Below are 26,296 nucleotides of genomic sequence, written 5' to 3'. Positions count from 1 at the left end.
AGCATAAGAGATTAATGCGTATATTTGCAACCGATAATCTTTACGACTATAAAACATTATAACTAAAATCTAATTATGGAAAAGAAAATCTTAACATAAGTAACCGACAAAGCATATAAGAACTTGCTTAATACGAATTTATTTAAACCTAAAAACGAAAGCACAAAAGTGCTGTAACCAAAAACCAATAATGTATGAATTCAAACAGTAAAGTAAAGTTGCTTGCGGGGTTCTGCAGCCTAGGTCTCCTAGGTTATTCTCCGCAAACTTTAGCAGCCAATGCTACAACTACATCTATGGCTGTGCAACAGACTAAAAAAATCACAGGTACCGTGTCTGACTCTCAAGGTCCAATAATCGGTGCAACTGTAAAAGTTAAAGGCAGCAATGCAGGAGCTATTACCGACATCGACGGTAACTTCGTTCTCAATGCACCAGCCAATGCCACTATTGAGGTTTCCTATATAGGCTATATCACACGTACTGTGAAATTAGGAAACGAAAATAATCTTAAAGTAACTCTTTCAGAAGACAACCACTCGCTGCAAGAAGTTGTCGTTGTAGGTTATGGTACAATGAAGAAAAGCGACCTTGCCGGTGCATCTGCTTCATTGGACGAAAAGACTCTTAAGTCTGCACCTATGACTAATATTGACCAAAGTTTCCAGGGACGTATAGCCGGTGTCGATGCTGTTCGAACATCTGGCGCTCCAGGCTCAGCCATTTCTGTTAGCATCCGTGGTAATGCCACAATCAATGCAGGTGCAGATCCATTATATGTTGTTGATGGGGTGATATTTCAATCACAAAGTAACAGTGGCGCTAGCCTTGGACTAGGAGATGCTCTTGGCAACGGTTCGCATTCAACTATCTCCCCTTTGTCACTTCTCAATCCATCAGATATCGTAAATATAGAAGTATTGAAAGATGCTTCTGCTACCGCTATCTATGGCGCTCAGGGTGCTAACGGTGTTGTACTTATCACAACAAAGAAGGGAAAAGCTGGAGAAGCTAAGTTCACATATAGTGGAAGCGTTACAGCATCACGTCAAAATAATCGCCTTGATATTCTCAACTTAAGAGAATTTGCAGAATTTTATAACGATATGGCTGCACAAGGTGAAATTTCAAAACCAGACAAAACATATAGTGATCCTTCTATTCTAGGAAAGGGAACTAACTGGCAAGATGCCATATTCCAAACAGCATGGCAACAACAGCATCAAGTTAGCGCTGAAGGCGGAACAGATAAGATCAACTACTATGTTTCTGGTAGTTACACAGATCAGGACGGAACTATCATTGGTAGTAATTTCAACCGTTACTCTTTCCGTGTAAACCTCACAGCACAACTAAAAAAATGGTTTAAACTCGGTCTTAACGCAACATATTCTAAGACTTCAGAAAGTCTGAAACTTGCTGATAGCGACGAGGGACTTATCAACTACTCACTGACAACACCTCCTGATATCCAAATCTATAATATTGATGGTGGATATTCTAGTGTTTCAAAGGAAGGATTTACCAATCCAAACCCTATTGCCCTTGCGATGTTGGATGATATTCTGTTAGATCGCCAATCACTTAACGGTAGTATCTTTGCTGATATAACCCCTATGAAAAACCTGACTTGGCACATACAATTAGGTTATGATATCGGTGCATCAAAAGCTGAAACTTATAATCCAATGGTTAACCTTGGAACATGGGTAAGAGCACAGAACCAAGGTCGTATTCAGAAGAACAGCAATAACTATTGGTCTTTAAGCAATTACCTTACCTATAATATGCAGTTTGGTAAACACGGTATAACAGCAATGCTTGGTCAGGAATGTTGGGAATCAAATTATGACTTTACTTCTATCTTCAACACCAACCTGCCAAACGATATAGTACACAACCCTGCATTAGGTTCTGGTACGCCACAAATTGGAGAAGGCTGGGGAAGTTCTTCTATGGCTTCTTTCTTTACTCGTGAAACCTACAACTACAACGACCGTTATCTGGGTACATATACATATCGTTATGATGGAAGTTCAAACTTCGGTCCTAACAAGCGTTGGGCTGGTTTCCACTCAGTAGCCCTTGCATGGCGTTTCTCTAACGAGAAGTTCATTCAAGATATCGCTGGCGACTGGCTAAGCAATGGTAAGTTACGTATAGGTTGGGGACAAACAGGTAACTCTAACATTGGTAGTTACAAATGGGGATCTGCAATGTCAGTTATGGAAACAGGACTTGGCACTTCATATCGGCCACAGAACTTGAAAAACCTCGACATCCAGTGGGAAACTCAAGATCAGTGGAACATTGGTCTTGATCTTGGTTTGTTCAACAATCGAGTAAACTTCACTGCAGACTGGTATAAAAAGGAATCTAAGAATATGCTTATGCAGCTTATATTGCCTTCTATCATGGGTACAAGTGGCAACTCTTCTTCTGCTCTTGCTGCTCCTTATGGCAACTATGGTAATATCGAGAATCATGGTATCGAGTTAGCACTTAACACAAAGCCGTTCGTTAGCAAGGACTTCGAATGGGATTCAGATATCAACGTCTCTATCAATAGAAACAAATTGAAGAGTCTTGCTGGAAGTACTGCCCTACTTGGTTATGGTCAATGGTCAGACGTTGTATCTCGTACTACACCAGGCGAAAGTCTTTATGGTTTCTATGGATATGAGGTTGAAGGCGTTTATCAGAACTTCCAGGATATTCTTAACTCACCTGTAAATACGCTTCAAAAAAACAACCCTATCATAACAGATGCAAACGGCAAGAAATCTTGGAGCACAGACCCAACAAAATATAGTCGCACAAATACTACTTATGTAGGCGATTTAAAGTATAAAGACGTAAATGGTGACGGTATTATTGATGAAAAGGATAAAACAAACATTGGTTCACCACTTCCAAAATGGACATTCGGTTGGAACAACACATTACGTTATAAGAACTTTGACCTGAACATATTCATCAATGGTAATGTAGGTAACAAGGTTGCCAACTACCTGAAGCTGAAACTTACTCATATGAATAGTCCATGGACTAACCAACTTGCAGATATTAACAATCGTGCAAGGCTTACAGCCACAGACGGTAACGTAACAGGATCTTGGTATGACAACATATCAAATATAATGGTTTCTAATCCTGATGCATCATTGCCACGCGCTTCAATCAACGACCCTAATGATAACGACGCTTTCAGTAGCCGTTATATAGAGAATGGATCTTATCTACGCCTAAAGAGCGTAACTTTAGGGTACACATTCGACAAAAAACTAATTCAGAAGATAGGTCTCACAAACCTTCGTCTTACATTTAATGCAACCAATCTGTTCACTATAACAGGATATGATGGTTATGATCCTGAAATTGGCCTTTCAACAGCCAGCGCAAATGTATTTGGTCTTGATAACGGTCGTTACCCATCACCAACATCATTCACATTCGGTCTGAATGCATCATTCTAACAACCTAAACATATAATACAATATGAAAATTAAAAATATAAAATATGCAGCTGTTGCAATATTCCTTGGGCTCGGAATGTCATCTTGTAGTGACTTCCTTGACAGACCTGTAGAGGATAATTACAACACCGAGAATTATTATACTTCAGATGATGCCTGTATTTCAGGTGTTGACTATCTGTATAATTCTCCATGGTATGATTTCCAACGCGGTTTCATCAAGGTTGGAGAAGTAATGTCTGGTAATATGTATTGGGGTTCTAGTGCATACATGAACTTCAGTGTAAATGGTACCGATCAGGACCTTATCAATATGTCATATTCTCTTTGGGCTGTTATTGGACATGCAAATACGGTATATCAGTCATTAAAGGGAGCCAAGGCTTCTGAGGCTGTGAAGAATCAGTGCATGGGCGAATGTCTTGCTTGGAAGGCAATGTCTTATTTCTTCCTTGTACGCACATTCGGTGATGTGCCTATCGTTCACAATAACTCTGATAATATCAAAAATGGAGACTACAATACTTTAAGTAAGGTACAGAAGTCTGATGTTTATGATTATATCATTATGACTTTAGAGAAAGCTATGTCACTTCTTCCTAAGACAAAGAGCACAACTGGTCGTATAGACTATTATTGCGCTGAAGGCTTGCTTGCTAAGGTTTATCTAACTAAAGCTGGTGTTTCTGGCACTTTGAGCAAAGATGATCTAACAAAGGCTGCTGAATATTCAGATGATGTTATCAAAAATTCAGGACGTACTCTCTTAGCCAACTATGAGGATATATTCCGTGGAAGCAAAAACGCTAGCGATGAAAGCTTGTTTGCATGGCGTTGGACTGTTGGTGCTCACTGGACTTGCCAGAATACATTACAGAGTGACCTTGCCCCAGAAGGTTTCGATGAAAATGGTGACTGCTGGGGTGGTTGGGGTGGTCCGTCTGTTGATCTCATGGATGCATTTGGCATTTCACCAGCAACAGATCCTTCTAAGAGAATTGACAAAGATATTCGTCGCAAAGCTACTATCATGATGGCTGGCGATACATACAGTTATTTCTGGCGTGACCATACAATGAAAAATAACAAGAAAGGATTCAGCTATCTGCAATTTTGGTATGACAAGACCTATAACAAGGCTGCAACTGGGCAGTGTCAAGGTCCTTGCGGTGGTAACAACGTAAAGAATCTTTATGGTGACAATGCTGACCATATAGCAGAGATGGCTATCACACCTGGACGTATGGCTAATGCACTCGCTACACAAATACTTCGCCTTTCAGATGTTTATCTTATTTTTGCAGAATCAGAAGTTCTTCTTGGCAATACAACAAATACCGATGCTCTCAAAGTTTTCAATGCAGTTCATCAGCGCGCAGTTCCTACAGACGTAGAGAAAACAAGTCTGACTTTTGACGATATATGGAAAGAACGTCGTCTTGAATTTGCAGGTGAAGGTGACCGTTGGTATGATTATGTACGCCGCAGTTACTATGATGTCAACGCATGTATAAAGGAACTTGCAGCACAGCGCAGAAATGCAATGTGGAACTGTGATACTGCTTACAAGACTTATTACGAGTCTGGTGTGTGGGATGGATCTCAGATCGAATACGACAGCAAAACAGCTGCTCCAAATGTTACCGCTTCTAGTTTTACACTCCCTTATCCAACAGAAGACGTAGCCTTGAATCCAAACTTGGGTAGCAATGCCACACCTATTCATGTTGATGTACGCAACACATACAGCTATTAATCCTTTAGAATTTAATAATATGAAAATAAAAAATATAAAATGGACGTTGATGGTTGTTCTTGCGACTGCTAGCATCGGCTTTACATCTTGCGAAGACGAGCCCGACAAATATGAAACAACCACAGCTACGCCTAGTATTAATTATATACGTCCGGTTGATGTAGCAAGTAAGGACTCGCTCCTTACATCAGCTTCAATGAGCAGTACTATATGCTTGGTAGGTAACAACTTACGCAGCATAAAGGAATTGGTTTTCAACGATCAGAAAGCCGTTTTGAACACCAGCTACATCACTGACAACACTCTTATCGTTACAGTTCCAAAAACTATCCCTTCAACTGTGTCGGATAAGATATATGTAATAACAACAAAGAACGACACTATACCTTATGATTTCAAGGTCATTGTTCCAGCTCCAACAATCAGTTCTATGAGCAATGAGTGGGCTGCCGCAAATGAGACTGTTACCATTACTGGTGATTATTTCCTTGATTACTCAAACTATCCATTAAGCATTAAAGTTGGTGATGATTACACTTTGCCAAAAACTGCAATCCAGAGTATAACCAAGACAGGCATTACATTTACTATGCCTAGTGATGTTCCAACAGGAAAGAACTTCTACATTACCACAAAATATGGAACGACAAAAGCTGCTTTCCAATACAAAGACAAGCGTGGTATGCTCTTTGATTTCGACACACCTTGGGACGGAGTTAATGTTCTTGGCAACCATGGATGGCATAGCCAAAAAATACAGCATGATGACACTTCACTAAGTGGAAATTATCTTATGCTTGGTGATGCCGACATGACCAAAGACGGAGCTTGGAACGACGGTAACTTCTCATTTGAATATTGGGCTGGTACATGGAATCATACTTTTGATGCCGATGGTCCTAAGTTAAATGACGTTGGCGATTTCTCAGACTGGCAAAATAAGAGTATAAAATTCGAAATGTATATTCCTTCATCTAATCCTTGGTGCGCAGCTCCTATGCAAGTTATATTTGCTGGAACAGATAAAGTGACTTTACCTACAGCCAACAACACATTCTTCCACAGCGGTGATGGTTGGGGACGTGCATTATACATGCCTTGGAATAACGACAACCTTTCTTATGACACTGGTGGAAAATGGGTTACAGTAACAATACCTCTATCTGATTTCAATAAGGATTGGGATGGTAATGCAGCAAAGAAATCTTTCTCTAGCGTTGAAGATTTTGCGAGTCTTACAATCTTCGTAACGACTGGTTCTTATGATAGTAAGACCGTTACACCTACTGGTAAGGACTGCCACCCTATCATCAAGATTGATAACATCCGTGTGGTTCCTAATAAATAACCTATAAATCACATTAGATATGAAAAAATACTATAATACATTCATCATGTTAGTGATAGCCCTTATGGGGCTGTCGCTAGCAGGTTGCAGCAACGATGACTTGAATACCGACCAATTCGGAAACGATATATCCCTCCTGTCTTTCGGACCTTGTCCAGTATTGCGCGGTGGTACTCTTCATTTTATGGGTAGTAATCTCGACCAAATTAGTGAGATTGATCTTCCTGGCGCAGATCCTATCACTCAGTATGAAGTGTTGAAGAGTGGACGCGAAAGTGAGATAACAATTCAAGTTCCTGCAGAAAAATGCACGACTGGTACCGTTACTCTTAAAACAGCTAAAGGCGGAGTGATTACATCTGTTACTCCTATCACTTATCGTGAAGATATTAAACTTACTGAGTTCTATGTCGGTACAGAGAAAAACTATACAGGAAGTGTTGGCCAAACTTTAACGATAAAGGGTGACTATCTAAATCTTATCCATGGTATTATCTTCGCAGATAAAGATACTGTTAATGAAAAACAGTTTACTTCTCACGACCGTTATACGATCACTGTTGCTATTCCAAAGGAAGCCAAGACTGGTACTTTTAAACTTACCGATTTAGCGGCAAGTCCTAACGAAATTGAGACTTCTGAAGCTCTTGTTATAAACCTACCAACAGTTTCATCTCTTGCTCCTGAAACAATAAAAGCTGGCAACAATATCACTATTGCGGGTGAAAGTCTAGACCAGATTGCTTCTATTGAGTTCACTGGAGCACCTGCAGAGAAGTTCACGATTGCTCAGGATGGTAAATCTATCAGTGTCACTGTTCCTTCTAAGGCTACAGACGGTGAAGTCAATCTTGTAACAAGTTCTGGTGTTAAAATACCTGCCGGAAGTATTAAGACCGTTGTACCTACAGAACTAGTAGCGGCACCAAATCCGGTAAAGAACGGGGCTGACGTTACTATAACCGGTAAAGATCTTGATCTTGTTACAGGTATTGCGTTTCCAAATGCAGCGGGAAGTATTAAGTCTTCAAACGCAACGACAATCGTAGCTACAGTTCCTGAAGCAGCACAGAATGGTGACATCACCCTATCTCTTGCAAACGGAAAGAATGTAACTGTGGCATACAAGCTTGTGGCACCAGTAGTAACAGAATTCAGCCAGACATCAATTATTGCAGGCAATGCTCTTGTTATAAAAGGTACCAACCTTGACCTTGTTGCATCTGTTGTATTCCCAGGTGACGGCTCTCCAACTGTTACAACATTGACACAGACAGAAACAGCAATTGGATTAACAATTCCTGAAGCTGCCGAAGGTACTGGTATTAAATTTGTTCTTAAGAATGGTGAGACTGTTAACGTAACAGGTATCACTATTAATGCATCTTCTACTCCTGCTGTATCAGCTGATATAAAAGGCACAATAGGTGAATATGTCACGATAAATGGTAAGAATTTTAATAATGTAGAAACTGTATCTATTGATGACACAAAGGTTATTAAATTCTCGGCACGCACTAATACATCTATGACATTCCAAATTCCAGCAACTGTTGCTGCAGGTACTTACGACCTGAAGATGGTAACTCCAGACGGAACAAGTACTGTTGTCTGCAAAATCACGGCAGCTTCTCCAGAACTTGATGTCGCAGATTATGTAAAGAACATGAACGGTACTGCTATTGCATATCCTTATACTATGACTTGGGGTGATGACGGACGATTTACCATCACACAGGATGTCATGACGAAAATGGGAATCAAGGTTGGCTCTGTTCTTAGATTTTACAAGAAGACAACAACTAAAGGACAGGTTCAGATTAACAATGGTGCTTGGAAACCCTACACAACTCTGACAGACTGGAACGGTACAGAAAGTGTTCTTACTCTCACTATAGATAAGACATGCATGGATTTCATCAATCAATCACCATCTATCGTTATACAAGGTGGATTGGATGATATAACAAAAATGACTGTTCAGCCATAGTCGTTAACAAAAAAAAAGTATATTTGTGGCGCAGTAGTAATTCTGCGCCACAATTATTTAAAAACAAAAATATTAGCTTATGAGAAAATTATTACTCTCACTATTGGCTTTATTCTGTAGCATCGTTGCACAAGCGGAAGACAAGTCACTGATCATTACTTTCAGCGATAACACTACTCTGACTTATGTTCTCTCTTCCCTTCCACAAATTACAATGTCTAACAATAAAATGACGATCTCTGCCGGTAGCACTACCGCTGAATATGATTTATATAAAATAAAGACATTTACGTTCTCAGGAACTACAGGAATTAAAAATATTGAGGATAAGTCTTCTATAATAGCTGAAGGTGAAAGAATTATTATTGAAGGCACAAATGCTAATGTAAGAATATTCTCTGTAGACGGGAAATCGGCTACTCTAAAAACAACAAACACTTCAAACTCTACTGTAATAGACATTTCTTCTTTAAATAGAGGTGTTTATATTATAAAAGCAAATGACAAAACCGTAAAAGTAAGCAAACAATGAAAAAGTTATTTTTATCTCTAGCTTCTTTGCTGATTTTATTTACGGCAAATGCGCAGATAAGTACTGATACTTATACAGTAAACCAAAAAGACGGAACTTCAAAAAGTGTGAAGATCACAGATTTGCCTGTTATAAGTTTCTATGACAGCGGAAACAAATTCGGAAGTCAGAATCCTGCATTCGGAAGTACCAACTTCAATGAATTCAGTGTTGACAATATTAGCAATGTTGTCTTCAACATATATCATGAAAGCGATGTCAGCGACATTACTCTTGCTGATGCTGCCGCTTCAGATAACACAAAGCGACTTTATAAATATCTCAAACTTAATTACGGAAGCAAGATACTGTCTTCAATTATGGCTAATATAAATTGGAATCATACTGAAGCAGATAAAATAAACACCCTTACAGGTAAATATCCAGCTATAAACTGTTATGATTTTATACAAATCTATGTACCAGACAACAATGGTTGGATAAACTACAACAATATTACTCCTGTTACAGAATGGGCTACTGCCGGTGGTATTGTTTCACTGATGTGGCACTTCAATGTGCCAAAGACTGAAACAACGACTATAGGTGCTGATGGTAGCGGAGTAACATGCACACCGTCTGAAACAACATTCAAAGCGTCAAATGCCCTTGTTTCTGGTAAATGGGAAAACACATGGTTTTATGGACAAATGGATAAGGTTGTAGCAATCTTGCAGAAACTTCAGGATGCAGGCGTTACTGCTATATGGCGTCCATTCCATGAAGGAGCAGGAAGCTCATACGCAAAGGCATACACTGGTACTGCATGGTTCTGGTGGGGAGAAGACGGAGCTAATACCTACAAGGCTCTTTGGAAAGCGATGTTTACATATTTCCAAGAGAAGGGCATCCATAATCTTATATGGGAATGGACAGCACAGAATTACAACGGAGACAGCAATAATTACGACAACGACAATGCATTCTACCCAGGTGATAACTATGTAGACTTGATAGGGCGCGACCTTTATGGATATACAGCCACACAAAACAAGACAGAATTCACACAGCTTACTTCTCAATATAGCAACAAGATGGTTGCATTGGCGGAGTGTGGTGTTTCAAATACTTCATCATTCGCAAACATATCTGATGTATGGAACGGAGGAGCTAAATGGTTATATTTCATGCCTTGGTATGGAGAAAACATGCCTTCGGACGATTGGTGGAAAGATGCAATGAATCAGAGTTATGTAGTTTCACGAAGCGATGTTAAGATAGGTTCTACCACTGTTGACGAACCAGCAAAGCAAGCTGTAGCCAATATGGGACTTGGCTTCAACCTAGGAAACACTCTTGATGCAAACAATATTGGTACAGGAAAGGATGTTTCGGCGTATGAAACAGCATGGGGACAACCAGTTACAACACAGGCTCTTATGACATTCCTAAAAAAAGAAGGATTCAACTCAGTACGTGTTCCTGTAACTTGGTATGAACATCTTGATGCAGATGGAAATGTTGACGCAAAATGGATGGCAAGAGTTAAAGAAGTTGTTGACTATGTTATCAATTCTGGAATGTATTGTATTCTGAATATTCATCATGATACAGGTGCAGACAATGCTAGTACTGGTTTCAAGTCATGGATTAAAGCAGACGCTAATGTATATAGTTCTACAAAGGATAAGTTTGAAAAGTTGTGGACTCAGATTGCAAACGAATTTTCAGGTTATGATCATCATTTGCTTTTTGAAGGCTACAATGAGATGCTTGACACAAACAACAGTTGGACTCCTCCTGTAGCAGGTAGTGCAAGCTATACAGCAATTAATAACTATGCGCAAAGTTTCGTAAATGCCGTGCGAGCAACAGGTGGAAACAATACGACTCGTAACCTAATTGTAAACACCTATGCAGCAAACAGCTCTGATGTAGCTATAAATAATCTAACGGTTCCAACCGACAATGTTAGTGGACATATAGCTGTGGAAATACACACTTATGATCCTTATAACTGGTTTAAGAACTACGGACAGTGGACACCAGTTTGCAGTAATGAGATCAAGAATATGTTTACTCGCCTTAATACTCGTTTCGTGAGTCAAGGTATCCCAGTGATTGTTGGTGAATATGGCACCCACGGTGAGACATCAGTAAGTAAGACGTCTACAACGACTCAGATTAAAGCCGCTGCAGACCAAGCAGCCGACATGGTAAAACAGGCTAAAGCCTATGGAATATCTACATTTTACTGGATGAGTATCATCGATGGCACAGACCGCAGTGTTCCACAATGGTCACTGCCTACAGTAGCTACAGCGATGGAGAATGCATATAACGAATAAGAACTATGAAAATAAAAACTTTATTTTATACTTTAATGATTACTTTAGTTATCTCGTCATGTGGAGAAAAAAAGAAATCTTACGACGAAATTGCCAGTAGCGGGCGTACAACTCGCACAGAAAATTTGAAGTTGAATCTCACAACATTCACAAATAAGGGTGTGATGATTGGTCAGATGTATGGAACTCTTGAAGGTATCGGATGGAAAAACGAAAAGTCGAGAAGCGACTTCTTCAGTATATGCCACGATAATCCTGCCGTAAACGGATATGAACTGTCAGGAATAGAGAGCGGAAAGAAAATAAATAGTGACGGTCTGCAATTCAGTTGGATAGCGAAGAATGCCATTAACGCTTTCAAACACGGTTCAATGATTGTTATGAACTGGACAGCTCCTGATTATAACGGCAATAAGGATGTTCTTAAAGATTACGTCAAAAGTCTTTCAAACTTTATCAGCAGTCTGCAAGACTCATACGGAATAAAAGTCCCTATCGTGTTGTATCTTTATCCTGTTGATGGAAAGTCATGGTATTGCAAAATGAGTATAGACAAATATAAGAAACTTTATGAGGACACTAAGGATATGCTTGATGACAATGATGTCACGAACGTGATTTTCGGTTATTCTGAAACTTATGTAAACAAAGCATTCCTTGAAAGATATCCTGACAATGCAGAGATTGTAAACATAACTTATATGCAGACAAAAGAGCATATAAATATTAATGAATACAAGAATACACTTGAAACGTTCTTGCCTAAAGCCATAAGTTTTGCACAGGAACACAACAGCACATTAGGTCTCACAACAGGAATTGAAAGCATACCTGACAGTAACTATTTCTCTAATATTCTGCTGCCTATTGTTGAACATCATCGTTTGGTATACGTCATGTTCGGAGCCAATCATGGAGATTATAAAGGTGGGCATTTCTTCACTCCATATCCTGGTGAAGGAAATGACAAGATACGGGGATTTATGAAGTTCTACAATAATGAACACACAATATTCCTAAGCAAACTGAATGGCTTATATCTTGAAAGCAAATAATAAAAAATGCGTGTCACATTAAATGACACGCATTTTTTATTATTTTAAATTGTATTTCTTTACCAATTGTAATGTGCTCTTATCTGTAATGAACACGCTATTCAATCCTTGCTGTTCTTGTGCGGGGTCACCAGTGTAGTCGTCACCAACCTGCCATTGTTCATGTTGCGGTTTGGCATCTCCACCCCATCCCCAAAAGTTACATCCAGCAAAGTTTCCTTTAGCCTTTGCGTTTTCAGATATCAATGAGAATACAAATTTATAATATCCATCACGACTCTTAGTTGATGAATTGGGAGAAAAACAGAATCCGTCTCGTGGATATCCAAACTCTTCCATTACTAATGGTTTATCTATTCGTCTGCAAATTGCGAGATGTTTATCAAGATAATCTTCTGTTTTTGCACAACTTTTAGCCAAGTCTTCATCAAGACTGTCTTTATTAGCCCATCCCCAGTTATAAGGCCAGAGATGAACATTACAGTAATCCACATTCTTATCAGAACATATACGTTCATACACATCATAACTTCCCTCACATCCCCAAGCACCTTCAGAACCTATGCTGATAAGATGATTATTGTCCAAGTGCCGTATTAAGGCTGATGCCTCAGAAAGCCATTTCTCAAAACCAGGCAATGCCTCCTCTGAAAAAGCTCGCGGTTCGTTACCAATCTGCCAACTCATGATAGCAGAATCTTCTGTATACTTCTTTCCTGTATATCTATTAGTTCTTCCTATTATGAATTTCACATAGTCATAGAATAATTTATGTGCCTTTTCATTATTAGCATATTGCGCTACAAAATTCATATAGGCAGGATATCCATCTTCATTAGGGCGTGGAGCTTTTCCAGCTCCAGCATGCTCAAGATAGTAACCATATCCACCACTCCATTCCCAAGAGTTATTGAGATATAACACTGCGACCATCTTACGCTTTCCTAATTCTTTCATCAGATAATCCAAACCAGCAAGGATAGTGTCATTATACTCTCCTGGTGACTTCTGCAAAGTTGGTTCAACCTTTGTTTTTATTCCTTGCACACCATCTGAACCAACAAGAATCCTGAGATTATTAATTCCCAGTTTTTTCATATTGTCAAGTTCCCTAACAAGTCGTTTACGGTTTCCGCCCTGTCCTGTAGAACCGAGAATTGCACCATACCAGAAATTAGTACCAACATAATAATATGGTTTGCCGTCTCTTATGAAATGCCCATTCTGCACTTTCACAAAACCACCATTTGCACTGACACTTGCGGAGAAAAAAGCCGCCGCTAAAATCGTTAACAGTTTCTTCATTATATCATATTCAATATTATCACACAAAAATAACAAATTATTCCATTAAACAATAATACTATTTTAACTATATGTTATACTTTTGTGCAATTTATACAACAAAACATGGTCATACGAAAAACAAACTAATGAGATTATAATACAAATAATATTTCTTGCATTTCCACTAGTGTTCTCTTAAAATGATTAGCATTTAGTGTAACATATTACAAACAGTTTTAGACTTTTCAATCTAGATTTGAATTTTCTATGTTTAGGGTACCTTCCCCGCATTTTTATATTTTTTAGCTACGCAGCTACGGTATCTCTCGCAAAGCCTATAAACATTGAGAGTAACGATACGCAGCCAGGTCCATTTAGCTTCGATGAGCTACGTTGTAGCTACGTCGTCCATTTCGGCTCATATTAATGTACGTGCATACACGCGCACTTAGGGTTTTGCAAAATATAAGTGTCGATGTGTCAACTTAATGAATATCAATATTTTATCAACGAATTAGACTAAAGAAAGTGACGGTAATCTGACAGGAAAATTTCGAGTTTTACATGCGTTTCTATATAGAAACGCAACTCATTCCATATAGAAATACAAACTTTTCTGCGATGTTTTACCTCCTATTGCTTCGTAAAACGCAGTGCAATATAACGTAAAACGCACTGTAAAACATCGTAAAACGCATCGAAATTCTTCGTAAAATGCAAGGCAATATGAGTAAAATAATTGCCTAGATTTTACCGACGAATAGCCGACACTTCATTCAAACCGAAAAGAGTTCAAACAAGTTGATGCTCAACGGATAGACACTTCGACACTTGTTTTTATGAAAAACCCAGAGTGCGCGCATACGTGAGCACGTGTAATATGATGTGCAGTCCCAAGTATTTAAAACTTTGGCTAACAGTCTAAACTAAATCTGATTGCATGGACAAAAAATTAGCAGTATCTTTGCCGAGAATTCAGCGGAATTTGGCTAGTAATAACGTTTGATTTTATCTTCATCATTCTGAATTTAAGTTGTTCTATAAGTTCGCATTAACTTAGCACAACATTAAAGATAGACAGCATCTTGTTATAAAAAACAAAAAACTTTGTATTTTATTTTGTTCTGCTCACGATTTGCGCTATCTTTGCATGCAAAATAAAAAAATAATAGATGAATCTTAAAATCAGACTATCAGTGATGAACTTCCTGGAATTCGCGGTTTGGGGAGCTTATTTGACATGTATGGGAATTTACCTGGGAAACATAGGTATGAGTGACCATATCGGAATATTCTTTGCTATGCAGGGAATTGTATCTATATTTATGCCGGCAATCATGGGAATCATAGCCGACAGATTTATACCTGCACAAAGACTTTTAGGATATTGCCATTTGCTAGCCGGACTATTCATGTTTGCTGCAGCATGGTATGGCAATGAAACAGGGACAAATGCCAATTTTGGTATTCTGTTCACCTTCTATTCGCTAAGTGTTGCCTTCTATATGCCAACACTTGCTTTGAGCAATTCTGTAGCATATTCTTCATTAAGTCAAGCAGGTCTTGACACAGTGAAAGACTTTCCGCCAATACGTGTATTCGGAACAGTTGGATTTATCTGCACAATGTGGTTTGTTGATATTATGGGATACAAGAGCAACCAGACTCAATTTATAGTAAGTGGTTTACTCAGCATAATTTTATTTCTATATACATTCACTCTACCGAATTGTGGAATTAAGAAGAATCAGGACAAGACAAGCATTGCTGATGCTTTCGGATTGAAGGCTTTTTCGTTGTTTAAGCAAAAGAAAATGGCAATATTCTTCATTTTCTCTATGATGCTTGGAGTTAGTCTACAAATAACCAACGGCTTTGCGACTCCTTTCATCGAAAGTTTTAAGACCATACATGAGTATGCAGGAACATTCGGAGTAAAATATCCAGTAATACTCTACTCTATATCACAATTCAGTGAGACTCTCTGTATATTGATGATACCATTCTTCATGAAGAAATTCGGTATTAAAAACGTTATGCTTATCGCCATGTTTGCATGGGTATTGAGATTCGGGCTCTTAGGAACAGGTAATCCTGGTTCTGGAGTATGGATGTTTATTGCTTCAATGATTATATATGGTGTAGCATTCGACTTCTTCAACATATCAGGTTCACTGTTTGTAGACAAAGCCACAGATCCATCATTGCGTTCAAGTGCACAGGGACTATTCATGCTAATGACAAACGGTATAGGTGCTACTGTCGGTGCATTCGCTGCTCAGGCTGTGGTAACAAATCACACAGCCGCAAACGGAGTAACAGACTGGCAATCATGCTGGTTCACATTCGCTGGATACGCGATGGTTGTTGGAATTAGTTTCGCACTGATGTTCAGACCAAAAGCACCTGTGGCGGAAGATAAATAATTTTAAATTACAGGAGGAGAACAAATGTTTAATGTCAAACTGAAATTCAACAGTGTATCAGAAATTGTTGGCAATACAGATATAGGATTATTGGTGCTTACAGATGAAGAAGAAAAGCGCCAACTGACTATTACATGCGACAAATTCATGATACATGAATTCAGTATAAGAACTATAAAATCAGACATAACAAAAGACAGACTGCCAGAAGCTATAGGGCAAGTATTGAAGGTTGGGTGTATGAATATTGAAGTTCGCATCTACGATATTATTGATGGAGAATACCAAGCAACAATATTCGATAAGATTGCACAAGTTTCAACTAACATAAGAGTAAGTGACTCCATTCTGTTAGCCACCACATGCGATATCCCTATTTACATAGATGACGAACTGATGAAAGCACAAAGTGTGAAATACGTCAAAGGGCAGAACAGAATGTCTTTACCAGTAAACGCACTAACAGACGAAATGCTAAAGACATCTCTTGACAATGCTATTAAGGAAGAAAATTACGAAATGGCACAATATCTTAGCGAAGAAATAAAGAGGAGGAAACAAAACTAATGAAAGAAGTTAGATATTTCTATGTACCAGATGCTGAAAACAACAATGAGTTACCACAGGAAGAGGCTACACACGCATTGAGGGTGTTGCGCTTGAAAAGTGGTGACGAGATGTTTATCATGGATGGAACAGGAAACTTCTATCATGCAGAAGTATCTTTAGCTACAAACAAGAAGTGCTTATATGAAATAAAAGAAACCTTACCACAGAATAAAACTTGGAAAGGACACATTCATTTAGCCATAGCACCGACAAAGAATATGGACCGCATAGAGTGGATGACTGAAAAAGCAACAGAGATTGGATTTGATGAACTTACATTTCTAAACTGCACATTTTCAGAACGCAAAGTATTACGCACTGAAAGAATTGAAAAAATAGTCGTTTCGGCTGTAAAGCAAAGCCGAAAACCATGGAAGCCAGTTGTTAACGAAATGATATCTTTCAAGGATTTCATCTCTACTCCGCGTAAAGGAAGAAAATTCATAGCACATTGCTATCAAGAAATAGAGAAAAACGATTTATTCGATATTATAAATAGTGATAAAGAGAACGAAAGTATAACCGTATTGGTTGGTCCAGAAGGAGACTTTTCAATTGAAGAGGTAAGACTTGCCATTGAAAACGGATACGAAAGTATTTCTTTGGGACAAAGCAGACTTCGCACTGAAACGGCCGGACTCATGGCTGTGACAATGTCACAATTATCATTAAGATTATGAAGAAAGTAGTATACCTTATATCATGTCTTATGGTGCTTATATTTGCATCATGTTCAGACAATAGTTATCTTAACGCCATTCCTAACGAGAGTACAGCCCTCATATCTATGGATCCAGTAAAAATGAGCGGAGTAAATAATATGGCTGTATTGAAAACCCTACTCCACTTTAGCAATATCGACAAGAGTGGTATTGATGCAAGTAATAAAATTTATCTTTTTGAATCACCTGACGGTAATTTGGGTGTATGCGCGAAGGTTAAAGACGAGGATGACTTGACTGAGACTTTCAATAAACTGGCAGCAAAAGGATCCTGTCCAAAACCAAAAGAGCGCAGAGGATTCCATTTCACGGTACTCAAAGGCGCATGGATTGCAGGTTGGAGCGATGCTTCAATACTCATAATGGGACCTGTAACTCTAGATGCACAACCACAACTTCAGCAACAGATGGCTAAATATCTGAAACAGGACGAGGAAGATGGCATCACAGCAAGCAAAATGTATGAGAAATTAGATTCCATAGATTCACCAATGGCAATGGTAGCACAAGCCCAGGCTCTACCAGATCAATTTATCGCACCATTCACTCTTGGCGCACCAAAAGGCGCAGATGCATCACAAGTGATGATTGCAGCAGAAATGAGCGTAAAGAAAGGCATAATGCACATTAATGGAGAAACTTTCTCTTTTAACAAGACCATAGACAAATCTCTGAAAGATGCAACAAAGATATACAGACCTATAAAAGGCAAATATATAAATTCTATGCCTAAGACTGCAATGCTTGGTATGTTCCTTAACGTAAATGGAACCAAGTTCCTTCCGCTTATGCAGAGTAACAAAGGTATTCAACAATTACTTATGGGTGTAAACGCTGCTATCGACATGGATAATATCATACGCAGCGTTGATGGAGAAATGGCTATCATCACTCCTACGTATGGTTCTGACAACATATCTATGAGTATGACGGCACAACTAGCCAACAGCAACTGGATTAATGATGTTGGTTACTGGAAAGAAAGTTGCCCTGCTGGTGGAAAAATAATTGACTGGCAGAAAAATGCATGGTATTACACAGATAAGAAGACTACATTCTATTTTGGAGTTAGTAAGGATATGCAATTCTTCAGCGGAAGTAGTAAAGAGGAAGCTGCACAGTCAATAATAGCTTCAAAGGATCAACTTGATGACAAAGTGAAGGAGATAATAAAGGGTCAGAAACTAGTAATGGTAATTAATATGAATGCCATGAAAGGAGACAAGGCTGGAGCTGTAACAAGTATGCTGAAACCTATCTTCGGAAACTTAGAAACAATAGTTTATACTTTAAAATAAAGAAATTGGAAACGATTAAATTCAGTTACGTTATCCCTCAAGTGTTTGCTCAAAGAGTAAATGAACTAGATTCGGATATTTGGAACACGGATGCTACTTTTGAAAAAGGACATCTCTATCTTGTAGAAGCTGATTCTGGAAAAGGGAAAAGTACTTTTTGTAGCTATGTTGTTGGCTACAGACACGACTACGATGGAAGTGTAACATTCGACAATGATAACACCAAAGAATACCAAGTGAAGGAATGGGTAGACATGCGCCAACATCACATCAGTCACCTATTTCAGGAATTGAGACTATTCCCTGAACTTACAGCTTTTGAAAACGTGGAAATTAAAAACAAACTTACCGGCTTCAAAAGCAGAGACCAGATTGTGAAATGGTTTGACATGCTTGGTATAGCTGATAAGTTGGATGCCAAAATAGGAAGAATGTCATTCGGTCAGCAGCAGCGAGTTGCGCTAATACGCTCATTGGTACAACCTTTTGACTTTATCTTCGCCGATGAGCCTATAAGTCACCTTGATGACACAAACTCAGCAATAATGGCTGAAATAATGATGACAGAAGCTAAAGCACAAGGTGCTGGTGTCATTGTTACCTCAATAGGTAAACACATGGATTTGGATTACGAAAAAACATTTAAACTGTAATAGGGCACTTTGCATGTCTTTATAATTTTATCTTTAAGATGAATTTAGTTTGGAAATTATTACGTCAGCATATTAGTGTGCCACAGTTCGCAGGATTTTTCTTTGCGAACTTGTTTGGTATGTTAATCGTCTTGCTTGGATTTCAGTTCTACCATGATGTAGTGCCAATATTCACAGCAGAAGACAGTTTCATGAAAAGTGATTTCATGATAGTAAACAAAAAGATAGGAACTGCCAGTTCTATCAGTGGAAGATCAAACACATTCTCAAATACAGAAGTTGATGATATGGGTGAACAAGCTTTCTCTGATAAAATAGGCAAATTCACCAGTACTGAATATAAAGTAGATGCAAACATGAGCGTCAACGGAGTACCTGTATTGGACAACGGTGAAATTAGTTTTGAGAGTGTTCCTGATAATTTTGTAGAAGTAAAACAACTCAGCGACTGGAAATATACACCAGGATCTAAAGTTGTGCCTATAATACTTCCACGTATATATCTAACAATGTATAACTTTGGTTTCGCACAAAGTCATTCATTGCCTAAAATCAGTGACGGGCTAATCGGTATGATTGATTTCCAAATATTCGTACATGGAAACAAGAAGCAGGCACAATTCAAAGGTAAGGTGATTGGATTCTCAAGTCGACTAAGTTCTATCCTTGTTCCACAAGCATTTATGGACTGGAGTAATAATGAATATGCTCCTGGTCAGCAGACTGAACCGACAAGACTTATCATGTCGTTGAAAAATCCTGGCGATCAGAACTTCACAAAATACCTTGACAAGAAGGGATATGAAATAGAAAACGACAAACTGAATGCAGAAAAGACAACATACTTCCTGAAGATGATGGTGACAATGGTCATGGTTGTTGGTCTTATCATCTCTGTCCTCAGTTTCTATATCCTCATGCTAAGTATCTATCTATTGGTACAGAAGAATTCAAGCAAACTAGAAAACTTGCTTCTCATTGGATATAGTCCAGGGCACGTTGCACGTCCATACCAATTATTGACAATATCACTTAATATTGCTGTATTAATTATGGCATGGATAATTCTGTTCTTCGTGAGAAACTATTACATAGGAATTATTGAAACTCTATTCCCAGACATGGAAGATGGCAGCATGCTTTCAACATTTGTTGTTGGAATATCACTTCTTGTACTTGTTAGTATTTGCAACTTGATTGCAATAAGAAACAAAATTGCAAGTATTTGGAAGCGAAAAGAATAAAATCGTAACATTTCGAACACAAACCGTGTCATTTTTGTGACACGGTTTATTTATTGTATATTCAAACAAACTTTTAACTGTTTTGTAACACAACTTTGGAAATTTTTAACTAAATTTGCAGCGTTGAATTATTAACTGGGTTTATACCCCCTCAAATTATTAATTAAATTTCAGTTAAAAGTCATGCAAAAAAGATTGCATTTTTTATTAGCGCTGATGTTGTTCTTTACAACATCCATTATGGCGCAGGTAACAACTTCAAGCATTAATGGTAAGGTTGTGGCAGGTAACGAAGATGTTATAGGTGCTACCGTCACAGCTGTTCACGTTCCATCAGGAACAACTTATAATGCAGTTACAAACTCAAGCGGTCGCTATACCATTCAGGGTATGCGTGTTGGTGGTCCTTACAAAGTGACTATCAGCTACATTGGTTACAAAGACGAAGTTTTAGGCAATATTAGCCTTTCACTGGGTCAACCACTAGCGATAAATGCTGACTTAAAAGAAGACATTAATCAGCTAGGCGAAGTCTTAGTAACAGGTAAATCAGGTCGTAATGCTAATGGTGCAGGTAGCAATTTCAGCAAATCTCAAATTGATAACGCACCAACAGTTAATCGAGACATTTATGACGTAGCAAGACTTTCACCTTTAGTATCAACATCAAAAGTTGGTGGTATTACTATCGCAGGAACGAATAACCGTTACAACTCTTTCCAAATAGACGGAACTGTAAGTAACGATGTATTTGGTCTTTCTGCTTCTGGCACAAATGGTGGTCAGACAGGTGCCAATCCAATATCAATGGATGCAATAGAAGAACTACAAGTAACTGTTGCTCCTTTTGACGTTCGTCAGAGCGGATTTACAGGTGGTGCTATCAATGCTATTACAAAGTCTGGAACAAACGAATTCCATGGATCTGCTTATACATACTATACAAACCAAGCAATGTATGGTAAGTATAATATGGTTAATGGTCATGCTCTTGACAAATTAGCACAACAGAATACAAATACATACGGAGCTACATTCGGAGGCCCTATCATTAAGAACAAATTATTCTTCTTTGCTAGTGCTGAATACAAAAAGACATCTTATCCAAATAGTATATTTCCAGGATACACAGACAAATATATTACAGAAGATGTAGCTAAACAAATATCAGACAAATACAATCAATTGACAGGTAACCAGGATAATTATGGTAAAAACCAAATTAACACACAATCTCTGGGACTTCTAGCTCGTCTTGATTGGAATATTGACATTAAAAATCACTTATCATTCCGTTTCCAACATAACGATTCTTTCGATGATAAGACTGGTTCATCTTCAACAAGCTACACATTCAACAATAGTAGCTATCGTATGAACAACAAGACTAATTCTTTTGTAGCAGAGCTCACATCACATATCAGTGACAACCTATATAACGAGGCTCGTGTTTCAGCTAACTTTATACGCGATAACAGAGTAATTCCTTATATGGGACCAACTGTACAGATTAGTAACGTACAAGGTGGAGATGGTCAAAGTACAAACACTGTAAATATCGGTACAGAATTTTCTTCAGGAGCAAACTATTTGAATCAAAATATTTGGAGCGCAGAAGATAACTTATCATGGTATCTTGGTGATCATTCTTTGACATTCGGTACACACAACGAAATTTATAATATGAAGAATTTATTTATTCAAGCCGCAACAGGAGCTTGGTATTACAATTCTTTGGATTTATTCATGAATGACCAACCTTACAAGTTTACATACAAATACACAGACCCTGCACTGACAAATGGTGACACAAGATATGCACCAACAATGAAGGCTGGTATATTTGGTATTTATGCTCAAGACAAATGGGACATTACACCAAATTTGAATTTGACTTATGGCTTAAGATTTGATATCAGTTCAACTCTTAACAATCCTACAACTAATGATGCTTTTAACACATTTGCAGATGCAAATAAGTTTGGAGTTAAAGTTGGAACAATGCCAAACGCTAAGTTAATGGTTTCTCCACGTGTAGGTTTCAGTTGGTATACTAATGACAGCCACAGTACTCTTGTTCGTGGTGGTGTTGGTGTATTTACAGGTCGTGCTCCTTTTGTATGGTTGTCTAATGCATATAGTAATAATGGTGTTGAATCTAAAGGTTCAACAATCTCACCAAAAGATGCACAGAAAAACTACACTAATGGAGCTCCTAACATAACAGATTACAAAGATAAACTCATTGATGCAGCAAATCAGGGTGGTTCATTGTCTCCTGATATTGTAACAATTCAGAAAAACTTTAAATACCCACAAGTATTCCGTGCTAACCTTGCTCTTGAACAGAGACTACCAGAGGATATCAAATTTACATTAGAAGGTATCTACTCTAAGAATATGAACAATGTTTTCTTTGAGAATCTTGCATATTCCGACCAAGGTAATAAGACTTACGCTGTACAGGGTGTAGAGGCTTCTGCTGTAACAAGCTACACTAAGGTTCAAGCAAATATGCCTTACTACAGTATCATCAATCTTCGTAACACAAGCAAAGGATATTCTTATAATGTTTCAGCCAAACTTGAAAAGAGCTTTGATTTTGGTTTGAATTTAATGGCTAGTTACACATTTGGTCACTCATATTCTGTAAATGACGGAACATCTTCTGTTGCATATTCTAACTGGAAATACAACTATAGCCGTAACACAAATGATGCACACGAACTTAGCTGGTCTAAATTTGATATCCCACATCAGGTAACTGTTCAGGTTTCATACGATTCTCCTAAATACTGGAATAATTGGATGAGCACAACTGTTGCTGTTACATACAACGGATATAGTGGTGGTCGTTACAGCCTCACAATGAACGAAAAGAGCGACTACAACGGCGATGGATTCAATGGTAACAGCTTACTTTACATTCCGACTAAAGAAGAACTTGCTGTCATGAATTTCGTAGATAATGTAAATAGTAAGACTAAGGCTGTAATCATGACTGCAGACCAAAGCCGTCAGGCATACGAAGACTGGATTGAGAGTGATAGCTATGCTAAGAATCATCGTGGTCAATATGCAAAACGTAATTCTCAGCTAACTCCTTGGGAACATGAAATCAATCTCCATTTAGCACAGACTATATATAATGGCAAGGGATTAGGAAAGTTCCAGATTACATTTGACATAATGAATTTTGCAAACATGCTTAATAAGAAATGGGGTGCTAAATATGACAATGCATACAACTTGTCTCCACTTACATTTGCAGGTTTCAAGAATAATCAAACAACATTCTATTATAATTCAAACAACACACCTACTGCAAGCAACATCGCTTCACGCTGGCATGCACAAATTGGTTTCCGTTTGATTTTCTAATATAGAAATTGAACTTAGATAATATATAAAAAAAGGTAATCTCTTTCTGAGGTTACCTTTTTTTTATTACCTTTGCCGAGAATGTTAATAAGCTGGAAGCAGGATAAACTTTCAGCCATAAACCAAAACAATTATGATAATTGATTTTAAAGACATTGAAGAAGCCAAGATAATGGGCTTTAAAGGAGGTCAAGGCGAACTTGACACCCGCAATTATGTTGATGAAAAAGTAAAGATTATGAAGAGTGTTCTTAAATCAGGAGCATCAACAGGTCTTCACACTCATGAGGGGAATTGTGAAATAGTATATATACTTAAAGGTAGCGTGACATTCCATTATGATGGAAATGTTGAGACTGCTAAAGAAGGTCAGGTGCATTATTGTCCAATGAACCATAACCATTACATGGAAAATACTACTAGCGAAGACGTTGAATATCTAGCTATAGTTCCAGAGCACCATTAAATATATAAATGGAAAAGACGAATAAAGCCTTTATACAACTGCATTTAAGTGTAATGCTTGCTGGATTTACAGGTCTATTTGGTAAATTAATAACACTTAATGAAGTAGACATCGTATGGTATCGTATGTTTTTCACATCACTAATACTAATTGTGTTTACTGGGCTTCCAAAGATTAGTCTAAAGAAACTAGCACAACTTGCTATGTGCGGAGCATTACTGGGACTTCATTGGATGATGTTTTATGGGAGCATTAAGGCATCAAATGTTTCAATTGGTGTTATATGCTATTCTTTAGTTGGTGTATTTACAGCCATATTCGAACCAGCAATACTTAAAAGAAGATTTTCATGGACCGAGATAGCGTTTTCGCTTATTACAGTATTAGGACTGTTATGCGTATTCTCGTTTGATTCCAGATACAGATACGGAATACTGATTGGTGTGGGAAGTGCTGCAATTAGTTCCATATATTCAATTTTCAACAAGAAATATAGTAAAGGTATAAAAAGCAGAACGGTATTATTTTATGAAATGTCTGCAGGATTGATTATTGTAACAGCAATTATACCAATATATACAACGATATTCAATATTCATCAAGATATACAGGTGATACCTAGTGGGAGCAATTTATGGTGGATGCTTTGCCATGCTTTATTCTGCACTGTAGGATTATATCTTCTGCAAATTCAGGCACTGCGTTCATTAAGCGCATTCACAGTAAACCTTACATACAACCTTGAGCCCTGCTACACCGTACTTATGGCATTCATATTCTTTGGTGAAGCAAAATATGTAAACCTTTCATTTTATATTGGCATTATACTGATATTAACAAGCGTTCTACTCCAAACGAGAAGAGCTGTAATACAAAATAAAGTAAATCAATTAAAATTATGAGTATTGTAATTGGAATTGACGTAGGCATAAGTACTACAAAGATTGTAGGTATTAATGAGGACGGAGTTGTTATCAATCCCTTCCGCATTAAGGCAACTGATCCGATAACTTCATTATACGGAGCTTTCGGCAAATATCTTCACGACAACAATATCAAGTTGGAGGATGTGGAAAAAGTAATGCTTACAGGTGTAGGGGCCGAATACATTGATGAAAACATATACGGTTTGTCTACTGGCAAAGCTGAAGAATTCATTGCTGACGGTCTTGGAGCAAGATATGAAAGTAAACTAGACAGAATGATTGTTGTCAGTATGGGAACAGGAACAAGCCTTGTAAAATGTGACGGCGAAGACATTCGACATATCGGTGGTATTGGTATTGGCGGGGGAACATTACAAGGACTGAGTCGCATAATGCTTCAAACAGATGATATAATGCAAGTTGCAACATTAGCAATGGAAGGCGATATATCAAAGATTAATCTTCTTATAGGTGACATTAGCGCAAAACCATTACCTGGATTGCCTATGACAGCGACTGCTAGTTTGTTTAGTAACGCTAAAGCAAATGCAAGCCGTGAAGATATTGCGATTGGATTAATCTATATGGTATTGCAAGCCGTAGGTTCTAGTAGTATATTAAGCAGCCAAGGAAGTGGAATAAAGGATTTCGTGATTATTGGAAATCTAACACTACTGCCACAGTGTAGAGAAGTCTACCCTTCTATGGAAAAACTATATGGTGTACATTTCAGAATACCAAAATACAGCGAATTCTGTACCGCTATTGGTGCAGCTCTATCTTATACACAGAAACGATAA

18 protein-coding genes are annotated in these 26,296 nt (G+C 38.1%); 17 read left to right on the top strand and 1 reads right to left on the bottom strand.

Annotation, left to right across the window (positions count from 1 at the left end):
- Positions 1-194: 194 nt before the first annotated feature.
- The 7 genes from prwr041_RS10970 to prwr041_RS10940 all read left to right on the top strand — a co-directional run bounded on the left by prwr041_RS10970 (position 195) and on the right by prwr041_RS10940 (position 12,484).
- Positions 195-3,476: a SusC/RagA family TonB-linked outer membrane protein gene (locus tag prwr041_RS10970; protein WP_207153809.1), complete on the top strand. Its 3,282-nt coding sequence runs from the start codon at positions 195-197 to the stop codon at positions 3,474-3,476.
- A gap of 22 nt (positions 3,477-3,498) precedes the next feature.
- Positions 3,499-5,232: a RagB/SusD family nutrient uptake outer membrane protein gene (locus prwr041_RS10965; RefSeq protein WP_207153808.1), complete on the top strand. Its 1,734-nt coding sequence runs from the start codon at positions 3,499-3,501 to the stop codon at positions 5,230-5,232.
- A gap of 19 nt (positions 5,233-5,251) precedes the next feature.
- Complete coding sequence (locus prwr041_RS10960; protein ID WP_237072228.1) at positions 5,252-6,580, top strand: glycan-binding surface protein; 1,329 nt, start codon at positions 5,252-5,254, stop codon at positions 6,578-6,580.
- 19 nt (positions 6,581-6,599) lie between these two features.
- On the top strand, positions 6,600-8,570 hold the full coding sequence (locus prwr041_RS10955; RefSeq protein ID WP_207153806.1) for an IPT/TIG domain-containing protein: 1,971 nt from the start codon (positions 6,600-6,602) through the stop codon (positions 8,568-8,570).
- 79 nt (positions 8,571-8,649) lie between these two features.
- Positions 8,650-9,102: a T9SS type A sorting domain-containing protein gene (locus prwr041_RS10950; RefSeq protein ID WP_207153805.1), complete on the top strand. Its 453-nt coding sequence runs from the start codon at positions 8,650-8,652 to the stop codon at positions 9,100-9,102.
- Positions 9,099-11,429, top strand: coding sequence for a cellulase family glycosylhydrolase (locus prwr041_RS10945; RefSeq protein WP_207153804.1), 2,331 nt, complete (start codon positions 9,099-9,101; stop codon positions 11,427-11,429). Before prwr041_RS10950 ends, prwr041_RS10945 begins: the two co-directional genes overlap by 4 nt.
- Positions 11,430-11,434: 5 nt before the next feature.
- Positions 11,435-12,484, top strand: a complete 1,050-nt coding sequence (locus prwr041_RS10940) for a hypothetical protein (RefSeq protein WP_237072227.1) — start codon at positions 11,435-11,437, stop codon at positions 12,482-12,484.
- A gap of 39 nt (positions 12,485-12,523) precedes the next feature.
- On the opposite strand, the gene prwr041_RS10935 is transcribed toward prwr041_RS10940, so the two are convergent.
- Positions 12,524-13,789, bottom strand: coding sequence for a glycoside hydrolase 5 family protein (locus prwr041_RS10935; protein WP_207153803.1), 1,266 nt, complete (start codon positions 13,787-13,789; stop codon positions 12,524-12,526).
- Positions 13,790-14,943: 1,154 nt separating this feature from the next.
- On the opposite strand from prwr041_RS10935, the gene prwr041_RS10930 reads away from it, so the two are divergent.
- The 10 genes from prwr041_RS10930 to coaW all read left to right on the top strand — a co-directional run bounded on the left by prwr041_RS10930 (position 14,944) and on the right by coaW (position 26,296).
- Positions 14,944-16,197, top strand: coding sequence for an MFS transporter (locus tag prwr041_RS10930; protein ID WP_207153802.1), 1,254 nt, complete (start codon positions 14,944-14,946; stop codon positions 16,195-16,197).
- A 24-nt stretch (positions 16,198-16,221) separates the two neighbouring features.
- Positions 16,222-16,764: a bifunctional nuclease domain-containing protein gene (locus prwr041_RS10925; protein WP_207153801.1), complete on the top strand. Its 543-nt coding sequence runs from the start codon at positions 16,222-16,224 to the stop codon at positions 16,762-16,764.
- Entirely contained in the window at positions 16,764-17,486 is a 723-nt protein-coding gene (locus prwr041_RS10920) for a 16S rRNA (uracil(1498)-N(3))-methyltransferase (RefSeq protein ID WP_207153800.1), read from the top strand. Before prwr041_RS10925 ends, prwr041_RS10920 begins: the two co-directional genes overlap by 1 nt.
- The gene (locus prwr041_RS10915; RefSeq protein WP_207153799.1) at positions 17,483-18,826 is read left to right on the top strand and encodes a DUF4836 family protein; all 1,344 of its coding nucleotides are present in this window, start codon (positions 17,483-17,485) and stop codon (positions 18,824-18,826) included. Before prwr041_RS10920 ends, prwr041_RS10915 begins: the two co-directional genes overlap by 4 nt.
- Positions 18,827-18,831: 5 nt before the next feature.
- The gene (locus tag prwr041_RS10910; RefSeq protein WP_207153798.1) at positions 18,832-19,479 is read left to right on the top strand and encodes an ATP-binding cassette domain-containing protein; all 648 of its coding nucleotides are present in this window, start codon (positions 18,832-18,834) and stop codon (positions 19,477-19,479) included.
- Positions 19,480-19,517: 38 nt separating this feature from the next.
- Positions 19,518-20,723 carry an ABC transporter permease gene (locus prwr041_RS10905; RefSeq protein WP_207153797.1) on the top strand — a complete coding sequence of 402 codons (1,206 nt, stop codon included), beginning with the start codon at positions 19,518-19,520 and terminating at the stop codon, positions 20,721-20,723.
- Between the two features lie 183 nt (positions 20,724-20,906).
- Positions 20,907-24,104, top strand: a complete 3,198-nt coding sequence (locus prwr041_RS10900) for a TonB-dependent receptor (RefSeq protein WP_207153796.1) — start codon at positions 20,907-20,909, stop codon at positions 24,102-24,104.
- A gap of 133 nt (positions 24,105-24,237) precedes the next feature.
- Positions 24,238-24,570: a cupin domain-containing protein gene (locus prwr041_RS10895; RefSeq protein ID WP_207153795.1), complete on the top strand. Its 333-nt coding sequence runs from the start codon at positions 24,238-24,240 to the stop codon at positions 24,568-24,570.
- An 8-nt stretch (positions 24,571-24,578) separates the two neighbouring features.
- A complete protein-coding gene (locus tag prwr041_RS10890; RefSeq protein ID WP_237072226.1) occupies positions 24,579-25,472 on the top strand; it encodes a DMT family transporter in 894 nt (297 codons plus the stop codon).
- Positions 25,469-26,296 (top strand): type II pantothenate kinase, encoded by an 828-nt coding sequence (gene coaW, locus prwr041_RS10885; protein ID WP_207153794.1) that lies wholly within the window; start codon positions 25,469-25,471, stop codon positions 26,294-26,296. The genes prwr041_RS10890 and coaW overlap by 4 nt, the downstream gene beginning before the upstream one ends.

This window comes from Prevotella herbatica (assembly GCF_017347605.1).
GTDB classification, from domain to species: Bacteria; Bacteroidota; Bacteroidia; order Bacteroidales; family Bacteroidaceae; genus Prevotella; species Prevotella herbatica.
Note: the sequence above shows the minus strand (reverse complement) of the source record. Positions and strands in the feature narration are given on the sequence as shown.